Source organism: Streptomyces sp. NPDC042102 (assembly GCF_055582305.1).
On sequence record NZ_JBVJDL010000001.1, the window covers coordinates 1770753 to 1789507 of the forward strand.

General features: G+C 73.9%; 18 protein-coding genes. 17 read left to right on the plus strand and 1 reads right to left on the minus strand.

Going from position 1 to position 18755, the window contains the following annotated elements:
• Nucleotides 1-64 precede the first annotated feature (64 nt).
• Complete coding sequence (locus tag ACZ6KO_RS07345; RefSeq protein WP_469301114.1) at nt 65-1390, plus strand: S8 family serine peptidase; 1326 nt, start codon at nt 65-67, stop codon at nt 1388-1390.
• Between the two features lie 35 nt (nt 1391-1425).
• Nucleotides 1426-1698 (plus strand): hypothetical protein, encoded by a 273-nt coding sequence (locus ACZ6KO_RS07350; protein WP_469301116.1) that lies wholly within the window; start codon nt 1426-1428, stop codon nt 1696-1698.
• A 100-nt stretch (nt 1699-1798) separates the two neighbouring features.
• On the opposite strand, the gene ACZ6KO_RS07355 is transcribed toward ACZ6KO_RS07350, so the two are convergent.
• A complete protein-coding gene (locus ACZ6KO_RS07355; RefSeq protein ID WP_469301118.1) occupies nt 1799-2773 on the minus strand; it encodes a helix-turn-helix transcriptional regulator in 975 nt (324 codons plus the stop codon).
• 126 nt (nt 2774-2899) lie between these two features.
• On the opposite strand from ACZ6KO_RS07355, the gene ACZ6KO_RS07360 reads away from it, so the two are divergent.
• The 15 genes from ACZ6KO_RS07360 to ACZ6KO_RS07430 all read left to right on the plus strand — a co-directional run bounded on the left by ACZ6KO_RS07360 (nt 2900) and on the right by ACZ6KO_RS07430 (nt 18701).
• Nucleotides 2900-3292 carry a RidA family protein gene (locus ACZ6KO_RS07360; RefSeq protein ID WP_469301596.1) on the plus strand — a complete coding sequence of 131 codons (393 nt, stop codon included), beginning with the start codon at nt 2900-2902 and terminating at the stop codon, nt 3290-3292.
• Between the two features lie 54 nt (nt 3293-3346).
• A complete protein-coding gene (locus tag ACZ6KO_RS07365; RefSeq protein WP_469301120.1) occupies nt 3347-4135 on the plus strand; it encodes a helix-turn-helix domain-containing protein in 789 nt (262 codons plus the stop codon).
• A gap of 41 nt (nt 4136-4176) precedes the next feature.
• Nucleotides 4177-4725 (plus strand): GNAT family N-acetyltransferase, encoded by a 549-nt coding sequence (locus ACZ6KO_RS07370; protein ID WP_469301122.1) that lies wholly within the window; start codon nt 4177-4179, stop codon nt 4723-4725.
• A gap of 200 nt (nt 4726-4925) precedes the next feature.
• Nucleotides 4926-5588 carry a hydrolase gene (locus ACZ6KO_RS07375; protein WP_469301125.1) on the plus strand — a complete coding sequence of 221 codons (663 nt, stop codon included), beginning with the start codon at nt 4926-4928 and terminating at the stop codon, nt 5586-5588.
• 5 nt (nt 5589-5593) lie between these two features.
• Nucleotides 5594-6115 carry a DoxX family protein gene (locus ACZ6KO_RS07380; protein WP_469301127.1) on the plus strand — a complete coding sequence of 174 codons (522 nt, stop codon included), beginning with the start codon at nt 5594-5596 and terminating at the stop codon, nt 6113-6115.
• A 164-nt stretch (nt 6116-6279) separates the two neighbouring features.
• On the plus strand, nt 6280-6903 hold the full coding sequence (locus ACZ6KO_RS07385) for a Dps family protein (RefSeq protein ID WP_469301129.1): 624 nt from the start codon (nt 6280-6282) through the stop codon (nt 6901-6903).
• A complete protein-coding gene (locus tag ACZ6KO_RS07390; RefSeq protein WP_469301131.1) occupies nt 6903-8345 on the plus strand; it encodes a dihydrolipoyl dehydrogenase family protein in 1443 nt (480 codons plus the stop codon). Before ACZ6KO_RS07385 ends, ACZ6KO_RS07390 begins: the two co-directional genes overlap by 1 nt.
• A gap of 153 nt (nt 8346-8498) precedes the next feature.
• Nucleotides 8499-10460 carry an amidohydrolase gene (locus tag ACZ6KO_RS07395; protein WP_469301133.1) on the plus strand — a complete coding sequence of 654 codons (1962 nt, stop codon included), beginning with the start codon at nt 8499-8501 and terminating at the stop codon, nt 10458-10460.
• Nucleotides 10461-10496: 36 nt separating this feature from the next.
• A complete protein-coding gene (locus tag ACZ6KO_RS07400; protein WP_469301135.1) occupies nt 10497-11243 on the plus strand; it encodes a GPR1/FUN34/YaaH family transporter in 747 nt (248 codons plus the stop codon).
• A gap of 45 nt (nt 11244-11288) precedes the next feature.
• Nucleotides 11289-11603, plus strand: a complete 315-nt coding sequence (locus ACZ6KO_RS07405; RefSeq protein WP_469301137.1) for a GNAT family N-acetyltransferase — start codon at nt 11289-11291, stop codon at nt 11601-11603.
• 137 nt (nt 11604-11740) lie between these two features.
• A complete protein-coding gene (locus tag ACZ6KO_RS07410; RefSeq protein ID WP_469301139.1) occupies nt 11741-13072 on the plus strand; it encodes an ABC transporter substrate-binding protein in 1332 nt (443 codons plus the stop codon).
• Complete coding sequence (locus ACZ6KO_RS07415; protein ID WP_469301141.1) at nt 13072-14037, plus strand: carbohydrate ABC transporter permease; 966 nt, start codon at nt 13072-13074, stop codon at nt 14035-14037. The genes ACZ6KO_RS07410 and ACZ6KO_RS07415 overlap by 1 nt, the downstream gene beginning before the upstream one ends.
• On the plus strand, nt 14034-14921 hold the full coding sequence (locus ACZ6KO_RS07420) for a carbohydrate ABC transporter permease (RefSeq protein ID WP_469301143.1): 888 nt from the start codon (nt 14034-14036) through the stop codon (nt 14919-14921). The genes ACZ6KO_RS07415 and ACZ6KO_RS07420 overlap by 4 nt, the downstream gene beginning before the upstream one ends.
• Complete coding sequence (locus tag ACZ6KO_RS07425; protein ID WP_469301145.1) at nt 14918-17800, plus strand: helix-turn-helix transcriptional regulator; 2883 nt, start codon at nt 14918-14920, stop codon at nt 17798-17800. The genes ACZ6KO_RS07420 and ACZ6KO_RS07425 overlap by 4 nt, the downstream gene beginning before the upstream one ends.
• A 64-nt stretch (nt 17801-17864) precedes the next feature.
• Nucleotides 17865-18701, plus strand: a complete 837-nt coding sequence (locus ACZ6KO_RS07430) for an alpha/beta fold hydrolase (RefSeq protein WP_469301147.1) — start codon at nt 17865-17867, stop codon at nt 18699-18701.
• Nucleotides 18702-18755 lie beyond the last annotated feature (54 nt).

Below are 18755 nucleotides of genomic sequence, written 5' to 3' on the forward strand. Positions count from 1 at the left end.
GCGTTCCCGCCTTCCCTCCATCCGCAGGGCGCAGCCCGCCCTCCCCGAGCAGAGGAAGACGACCATGGGCGACCAGTACAACGTGACCGCGATGGCCGACGACGGAGTGGCCAAGAACGTCGAGTACACGGGCAGATACCTGGTTCTGCTCGATCAGGACGACCCCCAGGCCGGGCTCGACGCCCTGTCCTCGGGGGCCGGAGTGTCGGTGGCCGAGCACGTCCAGGCGGGTGACTCCGCCACGCGCGCCCTCCAGCAGGGCGGGACCGTGGTCCTCGACGAGCTGGGCATCGCCATCGTCGAGGCCGTCGACGGCGACCAGCGCCTGGCCCTGGAAGCCACGATCGCCACGACGCGGAGCCTGGTCGGCGCGGAACCGGAACGGGTGCTGCACGCCTACCGGGAGAGCACGGCGGACCACCCGGTCGAGTACTACGAGGGCTACCTGCACGGTGTGGCCGACCTCGTCGAGCGGGTCCGGGGCAACGGCCAGGTCAAGCAGCCGCCGGCGCGGGCCGCGGCCGTTCCCCAGTGGAGCGAGGCGCAGGCGACCTGGGGCCTCCAGGCCATCCTGGCGACCGAGACGGCCCTCACGGGCAGGGGCGTCGGGGTGGCGATCCTCGACACCGGCATCGATGAGGACCACCCGGACCTGGCGGCACGGCTGCGGCAGTCGGCGTCCTTCGTGCCGGGACAGGCCGTCGACGACGGCCACGGCCACGGCACCCACTGCGCCGGGACCGCCTGCGGCCCCAGGAACCCGGCCACCGGGCCGCGCTTCGGCGTCGCGTGCGAGGCCGACATCTACGTCGCCAAGGTGCTGAGCAACCAGGGCCGTGGAAGCGACGGGCAGATCCTCGACGGCATCAACTGGGCGATGGACCAGGCCGGGGTCCGGGTCATCTCGATGTCCCTGGGCGGTGCGGTGGCCCTCGGCGCCGGTTTCTCGCGCATCTACGAGCGCGCCGCCCGCCAGTGCCTCAAGCGCGGCAAGCTGATCATCGCGGCCGCCGGGAACGAGAGCCGGCGCCCTCTCGACCTGCGACCGGTGGGATCGCCCGCGAACTGCCCGTCGGTGCTCGCGGTGGGAGCGATCGCGCCGGACTTCACCATCGCCCCGTTCTCGTGCGCCGGCCTCAACCCGAACGGCGGCGGGGTCGACCTGGTGGGCCCGGGCGTCGACGTGCTGTCCACCTGGCCCAACGGCGGATACCGCCGGCTGGCGGGCACCAGCATGGCCACCCCGCACGTCGCCGGTGTCACCGCGCTGCTCTGGGAGCAGAACCCGAACGCGACCGCCGCACAGATCATGACGCTGCTGCGCGCGGGCACGCGCGACCTCGGCCTTCCGGCGTCCGACGCGGGCCGAGGGCTGGTGCAGGCACCCTAGGCTGGTCAGGACATGACGAACCACCTGGAGGCGACATGGACCACGTGACCGGCGACGGGCACACCCCGCGTGAGGGGACGCCCCGCGTCAGGGTCGTCGTCGCGCTCGACCCGGACCAGTTCGACGCGGCGATCGAGGCCGCCCGGGGCGCCGGACTGATCGTCGAGTCCGAGCAGCGGGCGATCGGTACGGTCGTGGGGACCGTGCCCGAGGACGCGCTGGCCGCCCTGAGCGCGGCCCACGGCGTTGAGGACGTGGAGCGGGAGCGCGGCTACGAGTTGCCGGATCCCGGCTCTCCCGTGCAGTGACCGCCTCCCCCGCGGCCCCCGCCCGCCTCGACCTCGAACCGCGGCCACCACGCGCGCACTTCGGCGCCGCCCTCGTGCGGTTCGCCGGCGCCCGCCGCGCTCAGGACGCGTCCTGGTAGCGGGCGGCGAGCGCGCTGGCCCGCTCGCGCAAGGCGGCGCGCAGCGACCGCGGGGTCAGGGCTTCCGCGTCCAGGCCGAGCTGCCACAGCGCCCATTCGGCATGCCGTACGTCCTGGAAGGTCACCTCCAGGCGCAGCCGGCCGTCCGCGTCGGGTTCCTCCGCGCGGACGGCCAGCGCGGTGTCGAGCAGCTCCTCCCGCCGCGCCGGGGCCACCCGTAGCCGCACGGTGAGGTGCTCGCCGTCGGCGAGGAACCGCGCGGATCGCTCCCGCCAGATCCGGTCCAGATCGACCCGGTCCGGCCGCTCTGCGGTTTCGGGGAGTTCCTCGGCCGCCAGCACCCGCGACAGCCGGTAGGTGCGGTCCGAGCCGGATCTCGTGGCCAGCAGGTAGCCGCGGTCGCGCACGGTGACCAGGCCGATCGGGTCCACCGTGCGCCACCGCGGTGCCTGGCCCGTGGCCGCGTAGTGGATGCGCAGTTTGTGTCCGGCGAGCACCGCGCGCCGTACCTCGATCATGGTGGTGCCGGACACCTCGTCCGTGACCGGCCGGCGCGAGAGCAGGTCGGTCTCCGGGTCGACGAGAAAGCGCTGGACCGCGTCGCTCGCGGTGGTCCGGGGGCCCTCGGGCAGTGCGTCGACCACCTTCCGCATGGCCGAAGCGAGCGCCGAGCCGAGGCCGAAGACCTGCTCGCCGCGCCCCGATCCGGCGGTCAGCAGGGCCAGGGCCTCGTCATGGTTCAGGCCGGTGAGCTCGGTGCGGAAGCCGGGCAGCAACGCGAAGCCGCCGTGCCGGCCGCGTTCGGCGTAGACCGGGACGCCGGCCGCCGACAGTGCCTCGATGTCACGCAGCACGGTGCGGGTCGATACGCCCAGCTCGCGGGCGAGCGTGTCCGCGGTCAGCCGGCCGCGCTGGCGCAGCAGGAGTACCAGGGAGACCAGCCGGTCGGCGCGCATGCGGGAACTCTAACGAAATACACGACCGAGGATGTCGTGATTTCTTGGCAGGCTCGGGATCGCGACGTCGCAGCCGATGGACGTACGCACTTCCCCCGCATGGAATCGAATGGAGCTGACATGGCAATGGCACGCACGGCGGTCAACCCGGTGACCTGGTCGGTGGAGTTGGGGTTCAACCAGGGCGAGGTCGTCTCCGGGCACACCCGGACCCTGTACATCTCGGGACAGACCGCGATGAGCGAGGACGGCAAGCCCCGGCACGAGGGCGACATGGCGGCGCAGTTGGCGCTGAGCGCCGACAACCTGGAGGCCGTGCTCGCCGAGGCCGGCATGACCCTCGCCAACCTCGTCCGGCTCAACGTCTACACGGATGTGGATCTGCTGTTCCAGCACTACGGCGGGCTGGCGGGGCGGTTGGGCGCCGCCGGGGTGGCGCCGACCACCACGATGCTCGGGGTGACGCGACTGGCGATCCCCGGCCAGATGGTCGAGCTCGAGGGAACCGCCGTCGCCTGAGGTGATGTGACGTGATGTGAGGTCGTCGGCGGGGGGGCGAAGGACGACGCCCGGGTGCCGCCCGCCGGACGGCCGCCTCGACGAGCTCCGGGCGTCGCCGGCCGGTGCGCGCAGTGCCAAGGGTCGCTCCAGGTGGCCCAGGCCGACCGGGAAGCGGCGCTGTCGGCGGGGGAGTTCAACCTCTGGAGCTCGTCCCTCCCCTCCCGCAGCAGGGCCCCGGTCGGCGGACCGAGGACCGCGCCGTCCGACGCGATCGTGCTGCACCTGCCCCGCTCCCGGGTCGCCCTCCCGGAGGCCAGGGTGGACCGGCTCCTGGCCGGCGGGTCGCTGTCGCACCAGGGCGTCGGGGCCGTCCTGGCCCGGCACCTGACCTCGGTGGTCCAGGAGGCCGAGCACCTCGGCGACATGGACGGCCGCCGCCTCGGCGCCATCACGGCGGACCTGGCGACGGCCTTCCTCGCGCACCACATCGACGCCGCGGACAGCCTGCCGCCGCCGACCCGGCACCGTATGCTGCTCGGCCGCATCGACGCCTTCATCGGCGACAACCTCGCCGACCCGGCCCTGTCCCCGCAGGTCGTCGCGGCCCGCCACCACATCTCCGTCCGGCTGCTCCACCGGCTCTTCGAGGGGCGGGGGGAGACGGTGTCCGCGACGATCCGCCGGTGCCGGCTCGAACGCTGCTCGGCCGATCTCGTCGACCCGCACTACGCGGACCTGCCGGTCCATGCCGTGGGCGCACGCTGGGGGTTCAGGGACCCCGCGTCGTTCAGCCGGAGCTTCCGCGCCGCCTTCGACCGCACGCCCCGGGACCACCGTCACGCGCACGGCGCCACCCCGTAGGAAAGGGGGTCCCGTTCGCGGCGTGCGGTAGCTTGCCCGCCATGACTGTTCTCGGACCCGTCGCCTGGCCACCCGCCCCGATCACGACCGACCGCCTCGTGCTCCGCGCATCCGAGGCCCGGGACCGTGCGGCGTTCATCGAGTTGTTCGCCTCGCCGGAGGTGGGTGCCTACGTCGGCGGTGCCCGGCCGCGCGACGAACTCGAGCGCGCGGTGCCCGAAGTGCCCGGCCGGCGCCCCGGGTTCTTCGTGATCGATCTCGACGGCGCGATGATCGGCATGGTCACGCTCGACCCGCGCGACCCGCAGCGTCCGGGTCACATCCGTCCGGGCGGCGCGGAGACCGAGCTCGGCTACATGTTCCTGCCGGCGGCATGGGGACGCGGGTACGCCGCCGAGGCCTGCACGGCGGTGCTCGACTGGCTCGGGGCCGCGCGCCCCGGCGAGCCGGTGGTGCTCTGCACGCAGACTGCCAACGACCGCGCGATGCGGCTGGCGGTGAAGCTCGGTTTCGCCGAGGTGGAGCGGTTCGAGGAGTTCGGCGCCGAGCAGTGGTTCGGGGTGCGGCCGTCGGCGACGCCGGCCGGGTGAGCCCGCGCACCGGTGGGGGGCGTGGCCGCCCGCTGACCCGGCGAAGGACCGGGCCGGTCGGCGCGGGGATCAGTGCACTGTCGTGCCAACTCCGGGGCACGGAAGGAAAAGCCGGGCGGCGGATCCGATCGTAGTTTCGGGGTGTGCCCGCCGCGGAGGACGCGGCGGGCCCGATACCGATCGTTCCGAAAGGACCTCCCGTGTTCGACGTCACCAAGGTGCAGGCCGCCCCGAGCGCCGATCTGCTCACTCCCGACAACTCGGTCATGCTCTTCGTGGACCACCAGCCCCAGATGTTCTTCGGCACGGGGAGCGGCGATCGCGCCGCCATCATCAACAGCACCGTGGGTCTCGCCAAGGCGGCCCGGGCGTTCGACGTGCCGGTCGTGCTGACCACGGTCGCCGCCGAGTCCTTCTCCGGGCCCCTGCTGCCGCAGCTCGCCGAGGTGTTCCCCGAGCAGGACGTCGTCGACCGTACGTCCATGAACGCGTGGGAGGACGAGGCGCTGGTGGCCGCCGTCAAGGCGACCGGGCGCAAGAAGATCATCCTGTCCGGTCTGTGGACCGAGGTCTGCCTGGTGCTGCCCGCCCTCTCCGCGCTGGAGCAGGGATACGAGGTGTACGTGGTCTCCGACGCCTCCGGCGGCGTCAGCCCGGCCGCCCATGAGCACGCGCTGCAGCGGATGCTGGCCGCCGGCGCCGTGCCCGTCACCTGGGTGCAGGTGCTCCTGGAGCTCCAGCGCGACTGGGCGCGGCAGGAGACGTACGGCGCGGTCATGGAGATCGTCAAGGCCCATGCCGGCGCGTACGGCCTGGGTGTCGTCTACGCGCAGGCCGTCATCGGCGAGCACGCGGCCGGCTGACTCCCTTGGATACCGGCATTCTGATCCTGCGTCTGCTGGTGGGTCTGCTCATCGCCGGCCACGGGGTGCAGAAGGTCAGTCCGTACCTGGGGGGCAGGGGGCTCGACGGCGGTACGGAGGAGTTCCGCGCCGACGGTTTCCGCGGCGGGGTCCTCACCGCCCTGGCGGCGGGCGGCGGCCAGATCGGATCCGGCCTGCTGCTCGCCGCCGGCGCCCTCACCCCGCTCGCCGTGACCGGGGCCGTCGGGGTCATGACGGTCGCCCTGACCGTGAAGTGGCACAACGGCCTCTGGGTGCAGAACGACGGCTACGAGTACCCGCTCGTCCTCATCGGCACCGCCGCCGCTCTCGCCGCAACCGGCCCCGGCGCCTGGTCCCTCGACGCGGCCCTCGGCCTGACGCCGTACCCGCTGTGGTGGGCGGCCCTCGCGCTCGCGGCCGGGGTCGGCAGCGGGCTGCTCACCCGGCTCGTCCTGCACCGGCCCGCCCCACGAGCGCGGCGCACGGCCGCCCCCGGCGGGCGCTGAGCACGAGCCGTACAGACCGGGTCCGGCCGCCCTGGACCCCCGACCGGCGGCCGGGCCCTCCCACCCTTCCCACCCTTTCCACCCCTCCCACCCCGGCGACCCCTCGCCGGGCCTCGCGTCCCATGACGCCCCCTCACGCACCAGCCGTACCGCAGGAGTACCCGATGGACACCGCAACCCCACCCACCACCGCTTCACCAGCAGCCACGACCGCGCCTGTGACCGCGGCCCCGGGCGGCGGTCAGCCGCTGCTGCACCAGAAGGGCGCCGAGACCCAGAGGTTCGGCACCCTCAAGCAGCTGCCGATCGGCCTCGGCCACGACAGCCGCATGTACGCCTGCCAGCGGCTCAACCGCGTACTCGCCGACACGCAGATCCTCTACTCCCTCTACAAGAAGCACCACTGGCTCATGCGCGGAGCGACCTTCTACTCGCTCCACCTCATGCTCGACGAGCACGCGGACGCCCAGCTCGCCGTGGTGGACTCGCTGGCCGAGCGGATCATGAGCCTGGGCGGCGTCGCCGTCGCGGACCCGCGCCACGTCGCGGAACTGACCGCCGTTCCCCGGCCGCCCGACGGCGTGGAGCCGGTTCCCGTCATGCTGTCGAGGCTCCTCGACGCACACGAGCGGATCCTGATCGACGCGCGTGACGCTGCCGCCCGGATCTCGGCGGAGGGCGACGAGGGCAGCACCGACCTGCTCGTCTCCGAGGTCATCCGCACCGGTGAGGCACAGGTGTGGTTCCTGGCCGAGCACCTGGTGGACACCCCTCTGGTGCGCGGCTGATGGAGGACACGTACGACGTCGTCGTGGTCGGCGGCGGGCCGGGCGGCGAGGTCGTCGCCGACCGGATCGTCCGGTCGGGACTGACCGCCGTCGTCGTCGAGGCCGAGGCGGTCGGGGGCGAGTGCTCCTACCGCGCGTGCGTGCCGAGCAAGGCCCTGCTGCGTCCCGGGGCGGCCCGCGACGACGCCCTCGCGGTCGACGGGGCCCGGCAGGCGGTCACGGCGGCACTCGACCCGGAGCGCGTCCTGGCCCGCCGCGACCGCTTCACCGGCCGCGGCGACGACACCGGCCAGACCGACTGGCTGACCGGCGCCGGCATCGCCCTCGTACGGGGACACGGACGGCTCGCCGGCGAGCGCCGGGTGGCCGTGACGGGCGCCGACGGCACGGTCCGCACCCTGCGGGCCCGGCTCGCGGTCGTGCTCAGCCCCGGTACGGATCCCGTGCTGCCGCCGGTCGAAGGGCTCGACCGGATCGGCGTGTGGACCAACCGGGAGGCCACGACGGCCAGTACGGTGCCGGGCCGGCTCGTCGTCATCGGCGGGGGAGTGGTGGCCTGCGAGATGGCCACCGCGTGGAGCGCGCTCGGCTGCGCCGTGACCCTGCTCGTACGCGACCAGGCCCTGCTGACCGGCTGGGAGCCGTGCGCCGGCGAAGAGGTCACCCGGGGCCTGACCGGTAGGGGAGTGACGATCCGGTTCGGGGTCTCGGCCACCCGGGTCGCCCGCGACGCCACCACCCGCCGCGTGACCGTGGAGACCGACGACGGCGCCGCCCTCGGCTGCGACGAGGTGCTGGTCGCCGTCGGCCGCCGCCCGCGCACCGCGGACCTCGGCCTGGAGAGCGTCGGCCTGCGGGCCGGGGGCCCGCTCACGGTCGACGACACCTGCCGTGTCACCGCCCTCGACGACGCCTCCCACGACCGGGTCTGGCTCTACGCCGTCGGCGACGTGAACCACCGGGCGCCGCTGACCCACATGGCCAAGTACCAGGCGCGCGCCTGCGCCGCGGCGATCGCCGAGCGGGCCGCGGGCCGTCCGGTCGCCACCGGTGACGGGCAGCCCTGGAGCACCCGGGCCGGCCACGCCGCCGTGGCGCAGGCCGTCTTCACCCGCCCCGAGGTCGCGAGCGTCGGGCTCACGGAACGCGCGGCACGCGAAGCCGGCCTCGCGGTCCGTGTGGTGGAGTACCGCATCGACGACGTCGCCGGCGCCGCGCTGCACGCCGACGACTACCGCGGCCACGCCACACTCGTCGTCGACGACACCCGCCGGGTCGTCGTCGGCTGCACGTTCACCGGCCCCATGGCGACCGAGCTCATCCACACGGCCACCGTCGCCGTCGTCGGGGAGGTCCCGCTCGACCGGCTGTGGCACGCCGTGCCCGCCTTCCCGACCGTGAGCGAAGTCTGGCTGCGGCTGCTGGAGGCGTACGGCCTCTGAAGCGATCCCGTCCCGCCCCACCCGCACACCCGACCTCCCGAGGAGAACCCGCATGCCGAACCGCCCGACCCTCGAAGGCGCTGCCCAGGCCTTCGCCGACACCACCGCCGCGCCCCCGTTCCTCGCCGTTGCTACCCTGCGCGAGGCCCTGGCATGAGCGGGCCGACGACGAGCACACCGATGCCGGACATGCCGGAGATCCCCGCCGCGAGCATGCCCGTGGCGGGCGTGGGCCCCGCCACGGCCCGGGAAACGGGAGCGCAAGCGGGAGCCGGAGCGGGAGCGGAAGCGGCCCGGGCCGACCTCCTCGTCCGCAACGCGAAGGTCTTCACCGGCGACCCCGGCCGCCCCCACGCCCGCGCCGTCGCGATCCGCGACGGCCGGATCGTGGCCCTCGGCGACGACCACGACCTCGCCCCCCTCGTCGGGCCGGGCACCCGGGTCGTCGACGCGCTCGGCCGCCGGGTCGTCCCCGGCCTGAACGACTCGCACCTGCACGTCATCAGGGGCGGCCTGAACTACGTCCTGGAGCTGCGCTGGGACGGGGTCCGCAGCCTGCGCCGCGCGCTCGCCATGCTGCGCGAGCAGGCCGGCCGCACCCCCGCGGGCCAGTGGATCCGGGTCGTCGGCGGCTGGACCGCCGAACAGTTCGCCGAGCGCAGGATGCCGACCGTCGCCGAGCTGAACGCCGCCGCCCCGGACACGCCGGTCTTCGTCCTGCACCTGTACCAGTCGGCCCTGATGAACCGGGCCGCCGTACGGGCCGCGGGATTCACCCGGGACACCCCCGATCCGCGGGGCGGCCAGATCGTACGGGGCCGCGACGGCGAACCCACCGGGGTCCTCCTCGCGGCGCCGAGCGCCCTCGTCCTGTACTCGACGCTGGCCAAGGCGCCCGCCCTCGACGAGGCCGCCAGGAGGACATCGACGCGGCACTTCCTGCGGGAGCTGAACCGGTTCGGGCTGACCTCGGCGGTCGACGCCGCCGGCGGCTTCCAGAACTTCCCCGACAACTACGCGACCGTCATCGACCTGGCCCGCTCGGGCGAGCTGTCGCTGCGGATCGCCTACCACCTGTTCCCGCAGACGGCCGGTCAGGAGCTCGCCGACCTCACCCGCTGGACCGAGACGGTCCGGCCCGGGGACGGCGACGAGTGGCTGCGGCTGAACGGTGCCGGTGAGAACCTCACCTGGGCCGCCGCCGACTTCGAGAACTTCTCCGAACCCCGTCCCGAGCTCGCCGCGGACTACGAGGGCGAGTTCGAGAAGGCCGTCCGGCTCCTGCTGGAGAACGGCTGGGGCTTCCGGCTCCACGCCACGTACGACGAGACGATCCGCCGCGACCTGGCCGTGTTCGAGAAGCTCGCCGCGGAGGGACTCTTCCCCGGCGACAACCGCTGGCTGTTCGACCACGCGGAGACCGTCTCGCCCGCCAGCCTGGACCGGATCGCGGCCCTCGGAGGCGCCGTGTCCGTCCAGAACCGCATGTCCTTCCAGGGCACCGCCTTCCTCGACCGCTACGGCGCGGAGGCCGCCGCCCACGCCCCGCCGGTCCGGGCCATGCTCGACCGGGGCCTGACCGTCGCCGCCGGCACCGACGCCACCCGCGTCTCCTCGTACAACCCGTGGGTCGCGCTGCACTGGCTGGTGACCGGGCGCACGGTCGGCGGCACGCGGCTGAACCCGGCCGGGAACCCGGTCAGCAGGGAGACCGCGCTCGGCCTCTACACCCGCGGCGGGGCCCGCCTCACCGGCGAGCAGGACGTCAAGGGCGTGCTGCGGGAGGGTTGTTACGGCGATCTCGCGATCCTCTCCGAGGACTTCCTGACCGTGCCCGAGGACGCCATCCCCGACATCGAAGCCGTGCTCACGGTCGTCGGCGGCCGCATCGTCTACGCGAGCGCGGAGTACGAGGGACTCGACGAGGCCGTCCCGCCCATCAGCCCGCAGTGGAGCCCCGTGGCCCATTTCGGCGGCTACCAGAGCGGTGCCCGCCAGGCCGAGCTGGTGACCGAGGCCGCCGCCGAATCCGAGCTGCACCGGCAGTGGCGCGCGGCCCGGGGCTCCGCCCCCCGGACACCCCAGCCGTTCCTCGACCCCTGCTTCGAGCACTGAGCGTTCCAGCACCGAGCGAAACGAGAGTTCCCCACGATGAGCACAACCCCCTCCGCACCCGGCGCCGAAGGCGCCGACGACCCGCCGCGGCCCCGGCCCGACGCGCCGCCCGGACGCCGCTTCGAACCGGACCTCCGGTCGATGACCCGCATCAACCTGCGCCCCATCGCCTCACCCATGCCGCTGGGCTTCTTCACGGTGGCGATCGCCTCCGTGATGACCGGGTGCCTGCAGCTCGGGCTCTTCGAAGCCGGGGCCCGCGCCGCCGTCGCCCTGTGCGTGCTGCCCGCCTTCGCCCTGCAGTTCCTGGTGAGCGTCCTGGCCTTCGGCGCCCGTGACGTCATCGCGGCGACGCTCATGGCCGTCTTCGCCGGCAGCTGGCTGGCGTACGCACTCGTCATGTTCACCGGCGCGCCCGACGGCCTGCCGGTGCTGGGCGCCTTCAACCTGGCGCTGCTCTGCTTCGGGGCGCTGATGGCGGCCGTGACACGGCCCAAGCGCGCCCTGTGGCTCGTCCTGGTGGTCTCCCTGCCCCGCTGGGCGGCCACCGGCCTGTCCGGGCTGACCGGCGCCGAGTGGCTCACGCGTACCTCCGGCGCCCTCGGCCTGCTGGTGGCGCTGGTCGCGATGTACGCGGCCTTCGCGCTGATGCTGGAGGACATGCGCAGCGAGGAGGTCCTGCCCATCGGCCGCAGCGGCCCGGCCCACGCCGCCGTCGAGGGCGACCTCGCGGTGCAACTGCGTAACCTGGAACGCCAGGCGGGTGTGCGCCGCACGCTCTGAACCACCGCCCCGCCCCCGAACACAGCGACCGCAACAGGAGCATGCATGCAACCGCAGGTGAAGGACCGGCCCGAGCGATCGCGCCATGAGGTCCTCGCCGGTGACGACGGCGTCGAGATCGCCGGATTCGCCGAGTACTTCCTCTCCGAGGGCGAGATCGCCTTCATCCACACCGAGATCGATCCCCGGTTCGCCGGCCAGGGCCTGGGCGGTCTGCTCGCCCGGGGCGCCCTGGACGACGCCCGGGCCCGCGGGTTGCACGTCCTGCCGTACTGCCCCTTCATCCGGGGCTGGATCGGCAAGCACCCCGAGTACGCGGACCTGGTGCCCGAGGCGCACCGCGCCCGCTTCGGCTTGTGAACCACGGGCCCGCGACAGCCGCCCGGCATCGTCTCCGCACGCCGCTGACCTCGAACGATTGGTCGATGCCGTTCGAGCGCTGATAGCTTCGGGCCGTCCCCCGAGAACGCCTGGGGGCGATCGGAGGAAGCACACCCATGAGGTCCGGCGCGAGGCTCGCGCTCGCCGTCATCACCCTCGTCGCCACGGTCACCGCCTGCGGTGCGCCCGGCGGCAGCGGCCCGCGGAACCGCGCGGCCGCCGACTGCGGCCCGTACGCGCGCTACGGCGAGCACCCCGGCACCGAGGTCACCGTCCACGCGTCGAACCGGGACCGGGAAGCCGACCTGTTCGAGGAGACGTGGGCGGACTTCGCGGCCTGCACGGGCATCGACGTCCAGTACGAGGGAGACGGGGAGTTCGAGGCCCGGATCCAGCTCCGGGCCGACGGCGGGAACGCCCCCGACGTGGCGTTCTTCGCTCAGCCGGGGCTCCTGGAGCGCTTCGCGCGCAGCGGCCGGCTCAAGCCCGCCGACCCCGAGCTCGCCTCGCTGGCGCGGCAGGGCTGGTCGGCGGACTGGAACCGCTACGCCACCGTGGACGGCACGCTGTACGGCACCCCACTGGTCGCCAACGTCAAGTCGTTCGTCTGGTACGCGCCGGCGTTCTTCCGGGACCGGGGGCTGGGCGTGCCCCGTACCTGGGCCGAACTGATGGACGTGACGGAGAAGGTCGCGGCATCGGGCGTCACGCCGTGGTGCGTGGGCGTCGAGTCCGGGGAGGCGACCGGCTGGCCCGTCACGGACTGGATCGAGGACGTCCTGCTGCGCCAGCAGGGAGCGGACGTCTACGACCAGTGGGTCACCCACCGGATCCCCTTCGACGATCCGCGCGTGATCGAGGCCATGGACACCGTGGGGTCGGTCCTGAAGAACGACCGGTACGCCAACGGCGGTTTCGGACCCGCCCGCTCGATGACCTCGATCACCTACCAGGAGGCCGGCCTGCCGGTCCTCTCCGGAGAGTGCGCGATGCACCGGCAGGCCTCGTTCTACGCCGAGCAGTGGCCGCGGGGGACCCGGATCGGACCGGACGAGGACGTGTACGCCTTCCTCCTGCCGGGAAGGGAGCCCGCCGACCAGCCGGTGCTCGGCGGCGGGGTGTTCGCGGCGGCGTTCGCCGACCGGCCGGAGGTCCGGGCCTTCCGGGCGTACCTGGCGAGCGCGGACTTCGCCGAGACGCGTATGAAGAAGGGCCCGTTCGTCTCGGCGCACAAGGACGTGGACCCGGCCGACGCCGCCAACCCGGTCGACCGGCTCTCGATCGAGCTGCTCCAGGACCCCAGGACGCGGTTCCGGTTCGACGGCTCGGACCTGATGCCGGCGACCGTCGGCGCGGGGACGTTCTGGAAGGGTGCCGTCGACTGGGCCGGCGGTCAGGCCACCCGGCCGGTGGCCGACACGATCGAACGGTCCTGGCCGAGTCCCTGATGTCGTTCGACCTGCTCGCCCAGCAGCCCAAACTGCTGTACCTCCTCCAGGGCGTCGGCGTGTTCGCGGCGGTGGTCTGTCTCATCCTGCTCGTGCTCCACCGGGGTACGGTGCGCGGCCGGGGCGCCGCCGTCCTGCTGCTGGCCCCCGCGCTCCTGCTCCTGACGGCCGGCCTGTTCCTGCCCGCCCTGCGGACCCTGATGCTGTCGTTCACGGACGACGAGGGCACCGCGTGGGTCGGATTCGACAACTACGCGTGGACGCTCACCGACCCCGGGGCCCTGCTCGCGCTGCGCAACACCCTGATCTGGGTGGTGCTGGTGCCCCTGCTGGTGACCGCGGTCGGCCTGCTCTACGCGGTCGCCGTCGCACGGTCGCGGCTGCGGTCGCCCGCCCTGTGCCTCCTGCTGCTGCCCATGGCGATGTCGTTCGTCGGTGCGGGCATCATCTGGAAGTTCGTCTACGCCTACCGCCCCGCCGGGGCGGACCAGATCGGCCTGCTCAACCAGCTCGTGGTGACGTTCGGCGGCGAGCCGCGCCAGTGGCTCGTGGACGCGCCCTGGAACGTCCTGTTCCTCGTCGTCGCGATGGTGTGGACCCAGGCGGGCTTCGCGGCGGTCCTGCTGACGGCCGCGATCCGGGCCGTTCCCGGTGAGCTGACGGAGGCGGCCCGGCTGGACGGCGCCCGGCCCCGGCAGGTCTTCCGGTACGTGACCCTGCCCGTGATCCGACCCGCGCTGCTCGTCATGGTCCTCGCCGAGGCGATCGGTACGCTGAAGGCGTTCGACATCGTCAAGGCCATGACCGCCGGCCGCTTCGGCACGGGCGTCCTCGCCCACGAGATGTACGACCAGGCGTTCCGCTACGGCCGGACCGGCCGCGGCGCGGCCCTCGCCGTCCTGCTCTTCGTCCTCGTGACACCGGTGGTGGCCCACCAGGTCCGGGCGCGGCGGAGCGCACGATGAGCCGGGTACGGGAACGGCTGACCTCCCGCGCGTTCGCCTGGGCCGCCGTCGTGATCGCGCTGCTGTGGACGACGCCGACCCTCGGCCTGCTCCTGTCCTCCTTCCGCCCCGAGGACGAGATCAAGACGACGGGCTGGTGGACCGTGTTCGGCGCGCCGCACCTCACGCTCGACAACTACCGCGAGGTCCTGTTCGGCCCCCGGAACGCGTCGGGCCGGCTCGCCGACCACCTCGTCAACTCGCTCGTCATCACCCTCCCCTCGGTGCTGTTCCCGCTGGTCCTGGCCTTCCTCGCGGCGTACGCGCTGGCGTGGACCGACTTCAGGGGGCGGGACGCCGTCGTGGTCGCCGTCTTCGCGCTCCAGGTCGTGCCCCTCCAGATGGCGCTCGTGCCCCTGCTGAGGCTCTTCTCCCGGGGGTGGCTGTTCCTGCCCGCCTGGAACCTGGACGGTCCGGCCCGGTTCGGTCACCTCTGGTTCGCCCACACCGCCTTCGCGCTGCCGTTCGCCGTGTTCCTCCTCCACACCTGCCTGGCCGGACTGCCGCGCGAACTGATCGAAGCGGCCCGGGTCGACGGCGCCTCGCACCGGACGGTACTGCTCCGGATCGTCCTGCCGCTGGCCGCGCCCGCTCTGGCCACGTTCGCGGTCCTGCAGTTCATCTGGGTGTGGAACGACCTGCTGGTGGCGCTGACGCTGTCCGGCGCGGCGACCGAGACGGCGCCGGTCCCGGCCGCCCTGGCGGCGATGGCCGGGACCCGCGGCAACGAGTGGCAGCGGCTCACCGCCGGAGCGTTCGTATCGGCCGTCGTCCCGGTGATCGTGTTCCTCTCCCTCCAGCGGTACGTCACCCGGGGACTCCTCGCGGGATCGGTCAAGGGATGACCGCGCGGGAGGAGACCGGGAGCCCCGGCCCGGACGGCCCCGACGTGAGCCGCCCTGACGTGAGCCGGCCCGACGTGAGCCGGCCCGACGTGAGCGGCCCCGACCTGAGCCGGCCCGGACTGCGGGGCCGCGAGGCCGAAATCGGCCGGCTGCGCGCCCTGGTCGAGGCCGTGCGCGGCGGCGGCGGGGAGATCGCCGTACTGCTGGGGGAGCCGGGGATCGGCAAGACCGTCCTCCTGGAGGAGACGGTCGCCTTCGCACGCGCCCACGGGTTCCTCGTCAGCCAGGGACGCGCCGAGGAGCTGCACGAGCTGGCGCCGCTCGCCTCCCTCGCCTCGGGTCTCCTGCACGGCGACCCGCCGCTGCTGTCCGCGGTGGACTTCGCGGACCTCGCCGGCCACCACGACCAGCGCATCTGGCTCGTGGAACGGCTGGCCCAGCTCATCGAGGAGCGCTCGGCGGGCGCCCCCGTCCTCATCGCGATCGACGACGTCCAGTGGACCGATCAGCTCAGCCGGTTCGCCCTGAACGTCCTGCCGGCCCGTCTGTTCACCTCCCCGGTCCTGTGGCTGCTCGCCACCCGGGAGGACCCCGGCCTGCGCGCGGACAGGCCGCGCACGACGACGGTCGCGCTGCGGCCGCTGTCCGGCGCGGCGCTCGCGGAGCTGGCGCGCGACGCGCTCGGCGAGAACGTGCCCGAGCGGGTCACGCACCTCCTGGACGGCGCGGCGGGCAACCCGTTCCTCGCCTCGGAGCTGCTGGCGGGCATCGCCGCGTCGGACGCCGACGCGAACACACCGCCCGAGCGGCTGGTGGCCGGCGTACGCGGCAGACTGGCCGCCCTGCGGCCCGGCACCCTGCACTTCCTGCGGATCGGCTCCGTCCTGGGACGCGCGTTCCGGCTCGCCGACGCCGCGATGCTGTGCGGCAGCCCCGCCACCGAGCTCATCGGCGCCGTCGACGAGGCGGTCACCACCGGCCTCCTCCACGACGACGGCGAACGCCTGGTGTTCCGCCACGACCTGCTGCGCCAGGCCGTGTACGCCGACCTCGCCCCCTCGGTACGGCGGGCGCTGCACCGGGAGGCGGCGAGCCGGCTCGTCGCGGCGGGCCGGACCCCCGCCGACGCCGTGCCGCACCTGCTCCACAGCGCCGACCCCGGGGACCACGAGGCGGTCCGGCTGCTGGGCCGGGCGGCCGCGGACGTCCGCGCCGTCATGCCCGACCTCGCCGCGGACCTGGAGTCGCGCGCCCTGGACCTGCTGCCGCCCCACGACCCCGAGGCGTTCGGAGCCGGGGAACGCGCCATCGCCGCCCTCACCCGAGCCGGCCGGTACACCCGGGCCCGGGAGACCGGCGACATGCTGCTCGCCCGGCAGCCGCCGCTGGAGACCTTCGCCCGTCTGCAGTGCTCGCTCGGCGACGCGCTGTGGCACCTCGACGACATCCACGAGCTGACCCGCCGTACGTCGGCGGCACTGGCCGTGGTCACCGACCCGGCCGTCTCCGCCCGCCTGACCGCCCGGCAGGCACTGGCGCAGTCTCGCGGCCGCGATCTGCGCCTCGCGCGCCGGACCGGGGAGCGGGCCCTCGCCGCTGCCGGGCGCTCGGGCGACCGCGAGGCCCGCGTCGCCGCCCTGTGGGGGCTCGGCGAGATCGCCCTCAACGCCGGCGCGTGCGAGACGGCCGTTGGCCACCACGCGGCGCTGGCCGCCTTCGACCCGGCCTTCCTGCCCGAGGAGGTCGTCGCGCGCGTCCACATGGACGACTTCGACGGCGCCGACCGCCTGCTGAGGGAGGCCGGCGACGAACCCCTGCGCCCCGCCATGCTGATGTGGGCGCAGGGCAGCCTCCGGCTCGGGCTCGGCCGCCTCGACGACGCGGAGAGCGACCTCGTCACCGCCGAACGGCTGGAAGCGGACATCGGCGTGCCCGGCAACCTGGTCAACATCCGGGTCCACCGGGGCCTGCTGGCGATGCTGCGCGGCGACCGCGACGCCGCCCGCGAACACCTCGGCATCATCAGGGCGACGACGGCCGCCCGGCCGAACGCCGGCAACCACGCAGCCCACCAGTACCTCGAGGCCGTCCGCGCCGACGCCGACGGCGACCACGCGGCAGCGGCCCGTCAGATCCGGTCCACCCAGCGCGACCACCCGTTCGGCCGCTGGCGGATCCTGCGCACCCGGTTCGTCGACGCCGTGACGATCGCCCTGCGCGCCGGGGACACCCCGCTGGCCGAGGACCTCGCGGCCCAGGCCGCCGCGTACGCCTCCCGCAACCCCGGCGTGCCCACCGCACAGGGGATGGCGGACCACGCGGCCGCCCTGGTGACCGCCGACACGCGACGGCTTGAGCGGGCCGTACGGATCCTCCGGGACGGCCCCCGCCCCCTGCACCTCGCGGCGGCCTGCGCCGACCTCGGGCGCGCCCTGCCGGCCGCCGCCGCGGTACCCGCCCTGACCACGGCCCACGAGATGTACGTGCGGGCCGGGGCCGCCGCCGAGGCCGACCGGGTCCGGGCGGACCTGGACCGGGCCACGTCCCGCGCCGGCCGGCGGCGCGCCGCGACCCGGCCGCGGCCCCGCCAGGGCTGGGACGCGCTCACCGCTTCCGAGCGCAAGGTGGCCCGGCTGATCGCCGCGGGCCACACCAACCGCTCGGCCGCGGCGGCCCTCGTCGTCTCCCCGCACACCGTCAACACCCACCTGGCCTCGGTCTTCCGCAAACTCTCCGTCAGCTCCCGGGTCGACCTGACCCGGTTCCTCCTGGCGCGGGCGGAGACCGGGGCGGCCGGCCCGGCCACGCCCGCCGACACTGCACCCGTGGGCAAGAACCAGTGCATCGCCCGACAACAGACGGCTCCTTTCCCGCCCTAACGTGACGGCGTCAAGGGCCGCGCCGACGCGCGGACCAGCCGCACCACGAATCGAGGAACCACCCGTGTCGTACATCACCGTGGGCCAGGAGAACTCCACCGCCATCAACCTGTACTACGAGGACCACGGAGCCGGCCAGCCGGTCGTCCTCATCCACGGGTTCCCCCTCGACGGCCGCTCCTGGGAGCGCCAGAGCGCCGCGCTGCTCGACGCCGGCTACCGCGTGATCACCTACGACCGCCGCGGTTTCGGGCAGTCCTCCCACCCGACGACCGGCTACGACTACGACACCTTCGCCGCCGACCTGAACACCGTGATGGAGACCCTCGACCTGCGCGACGCGGTCCTCGTCGGCTTCTCCATGGGCACCGGCGAGGTCGCCCGCTACCTGTCCGCGTACGGCTCCGCCCGCGTCGCCAAGGCCGCCTTCCTGGCCTCGCTGGAGCCCTGCCTGCTCAAGAGCGACGACAACCCGGACGGGGTCGCGCCGAAGGAGTTCTTCGACGGTGTGGTCGCCGCCGTGCAGGCCGACCGGTACGCCTACTACACCTCCTTCTTCCACGACTTCTACAACCTCGACGAGAACCTGGGCACCCGCATCAGCGAGGATGCCGTCCGCAACAGCTGGAACACCGCGGCCGGCGGCGGCACGTTCGCCGCGTCCGCCGCGCCGTCGACCTGGTACACCGACTTCCGCGCCGACATACCGGCCGTGGACGTCCCCGCCCTGATCCTGCACGGCACCGCCGACCGCATCCTGCCCGCGGAAGGCAGCGCGCGCCCCTTCCACAAGGCGCTCCCCGCCGCCGACTACGTCGAGATCGAAGGCGCCCCGCACGGCCTGCTGTGGACCCACGCGGCCGAGGTCAACGCCGCGCTCCTGGCCTTCCTCGCGAAGTGACGCCCGGCGTGGGCTCCGCCCTCGAACGGCAGCTCGCCGACCTGCGCTTCGACT

Coding starts and splice junctions, on each gene's coding strand:
- ACZ6KO_RS07370 (WP_469301122.1), top strand. CDS start 4,177: ATGACTGTTCTCGGACCCGTCGCCTGGCCACCCGCCCCGATCACGACC.
- ACZ6KO_RS07385 (WP_469301129.1), top strand. CDS start 6,280: ATGGACACCGCAACCCCACCCACCACCGCTTCACCAGCAGCCACGACC.
- ACZ6KO_RS07345 (WP_469301114.1), top strand. CDS start 65: ATGGGCGACCAGTACAACGTGACCGCGATGGCCGACGACGGAGTGGCC.
- ACZ6KO_RS07350 (WP_469301116.1), top strand. CDS start 1,426: ATGGACCACGTGACCGGCGACGGGCACACCCCGCGTGAGGGGACGCCC.
- ACZ6KO_RS07410 (WP_469301139.1), top strand. CDS start 11,741: ATGAGGTCCGGCGCGAGGCTCGCGCTCGCCGTCATCACCCTCGTCGCC.
- ACZ6KO_RS07405 (WP_469301137.1), top strand. CDS start 11,289: ATGCAACCGCAGGTGAAGGACCGGCCCGAGCGATCGCGCCATGAGGTC.
- ACZ6KO_RS07415 (WP_469301141.1), top strand. CDS start 13,072: ATGTCGTTCGACCTGCTCGCCCAGCAGCCCAAACTGCTGTACCTCCTC.
- ACZ6KO_RS07400 (WP_469301135.1), top strand. CDS start 10,497: ATGAGCACAACCCCCTCCGCACCCGGCGCCGAAGGCGCCGACGACCCG.
- ACZ6KO_RS07355 (WP_469301118.1), bottom strand. CDS start 2,773: ATGCGCGCCGACCGGCTGGTCTCCCTGGTACTCCTGCTGCGCCAGCGC.
- ACZ6KO_RS07390 (WP_469301131.1), top strand. CDS start 6,903: ATGGAGGACACGTACGACGTCGTCGTGGTCGGCGGCGGGCCGGGCGGC.
- ACZ6KO_RS07420 (WP_469301143.1), top strand. CDS start 14,034: ATGAGCCGGGTACGGGAACGGCTGACCTCCCGCGCGTTCGCCTGGGCC.
- ACZ6KO_RS07360 (WP_469301596.1), top strand. CDS start 2,900: ATGGCACGCACGGCGGTCAACCCGGTGACCTGGTCGGTGGAGTTGGGG.
- ACZ6KO_RS07395 (WP_469301133.1), top strand. CDS start 8,499: ATGAGCGGGCCGACGACGAGCACACCGATGCCGGACATGCCGGAGATC.
- ACZ6KO_RS07425 (WP_469301145.1), top strand. CDS start 14,918: ATGACCGCGCGGGAGGAGACCGGGAGCCCCGGCCCGGACGGCCCCGAC.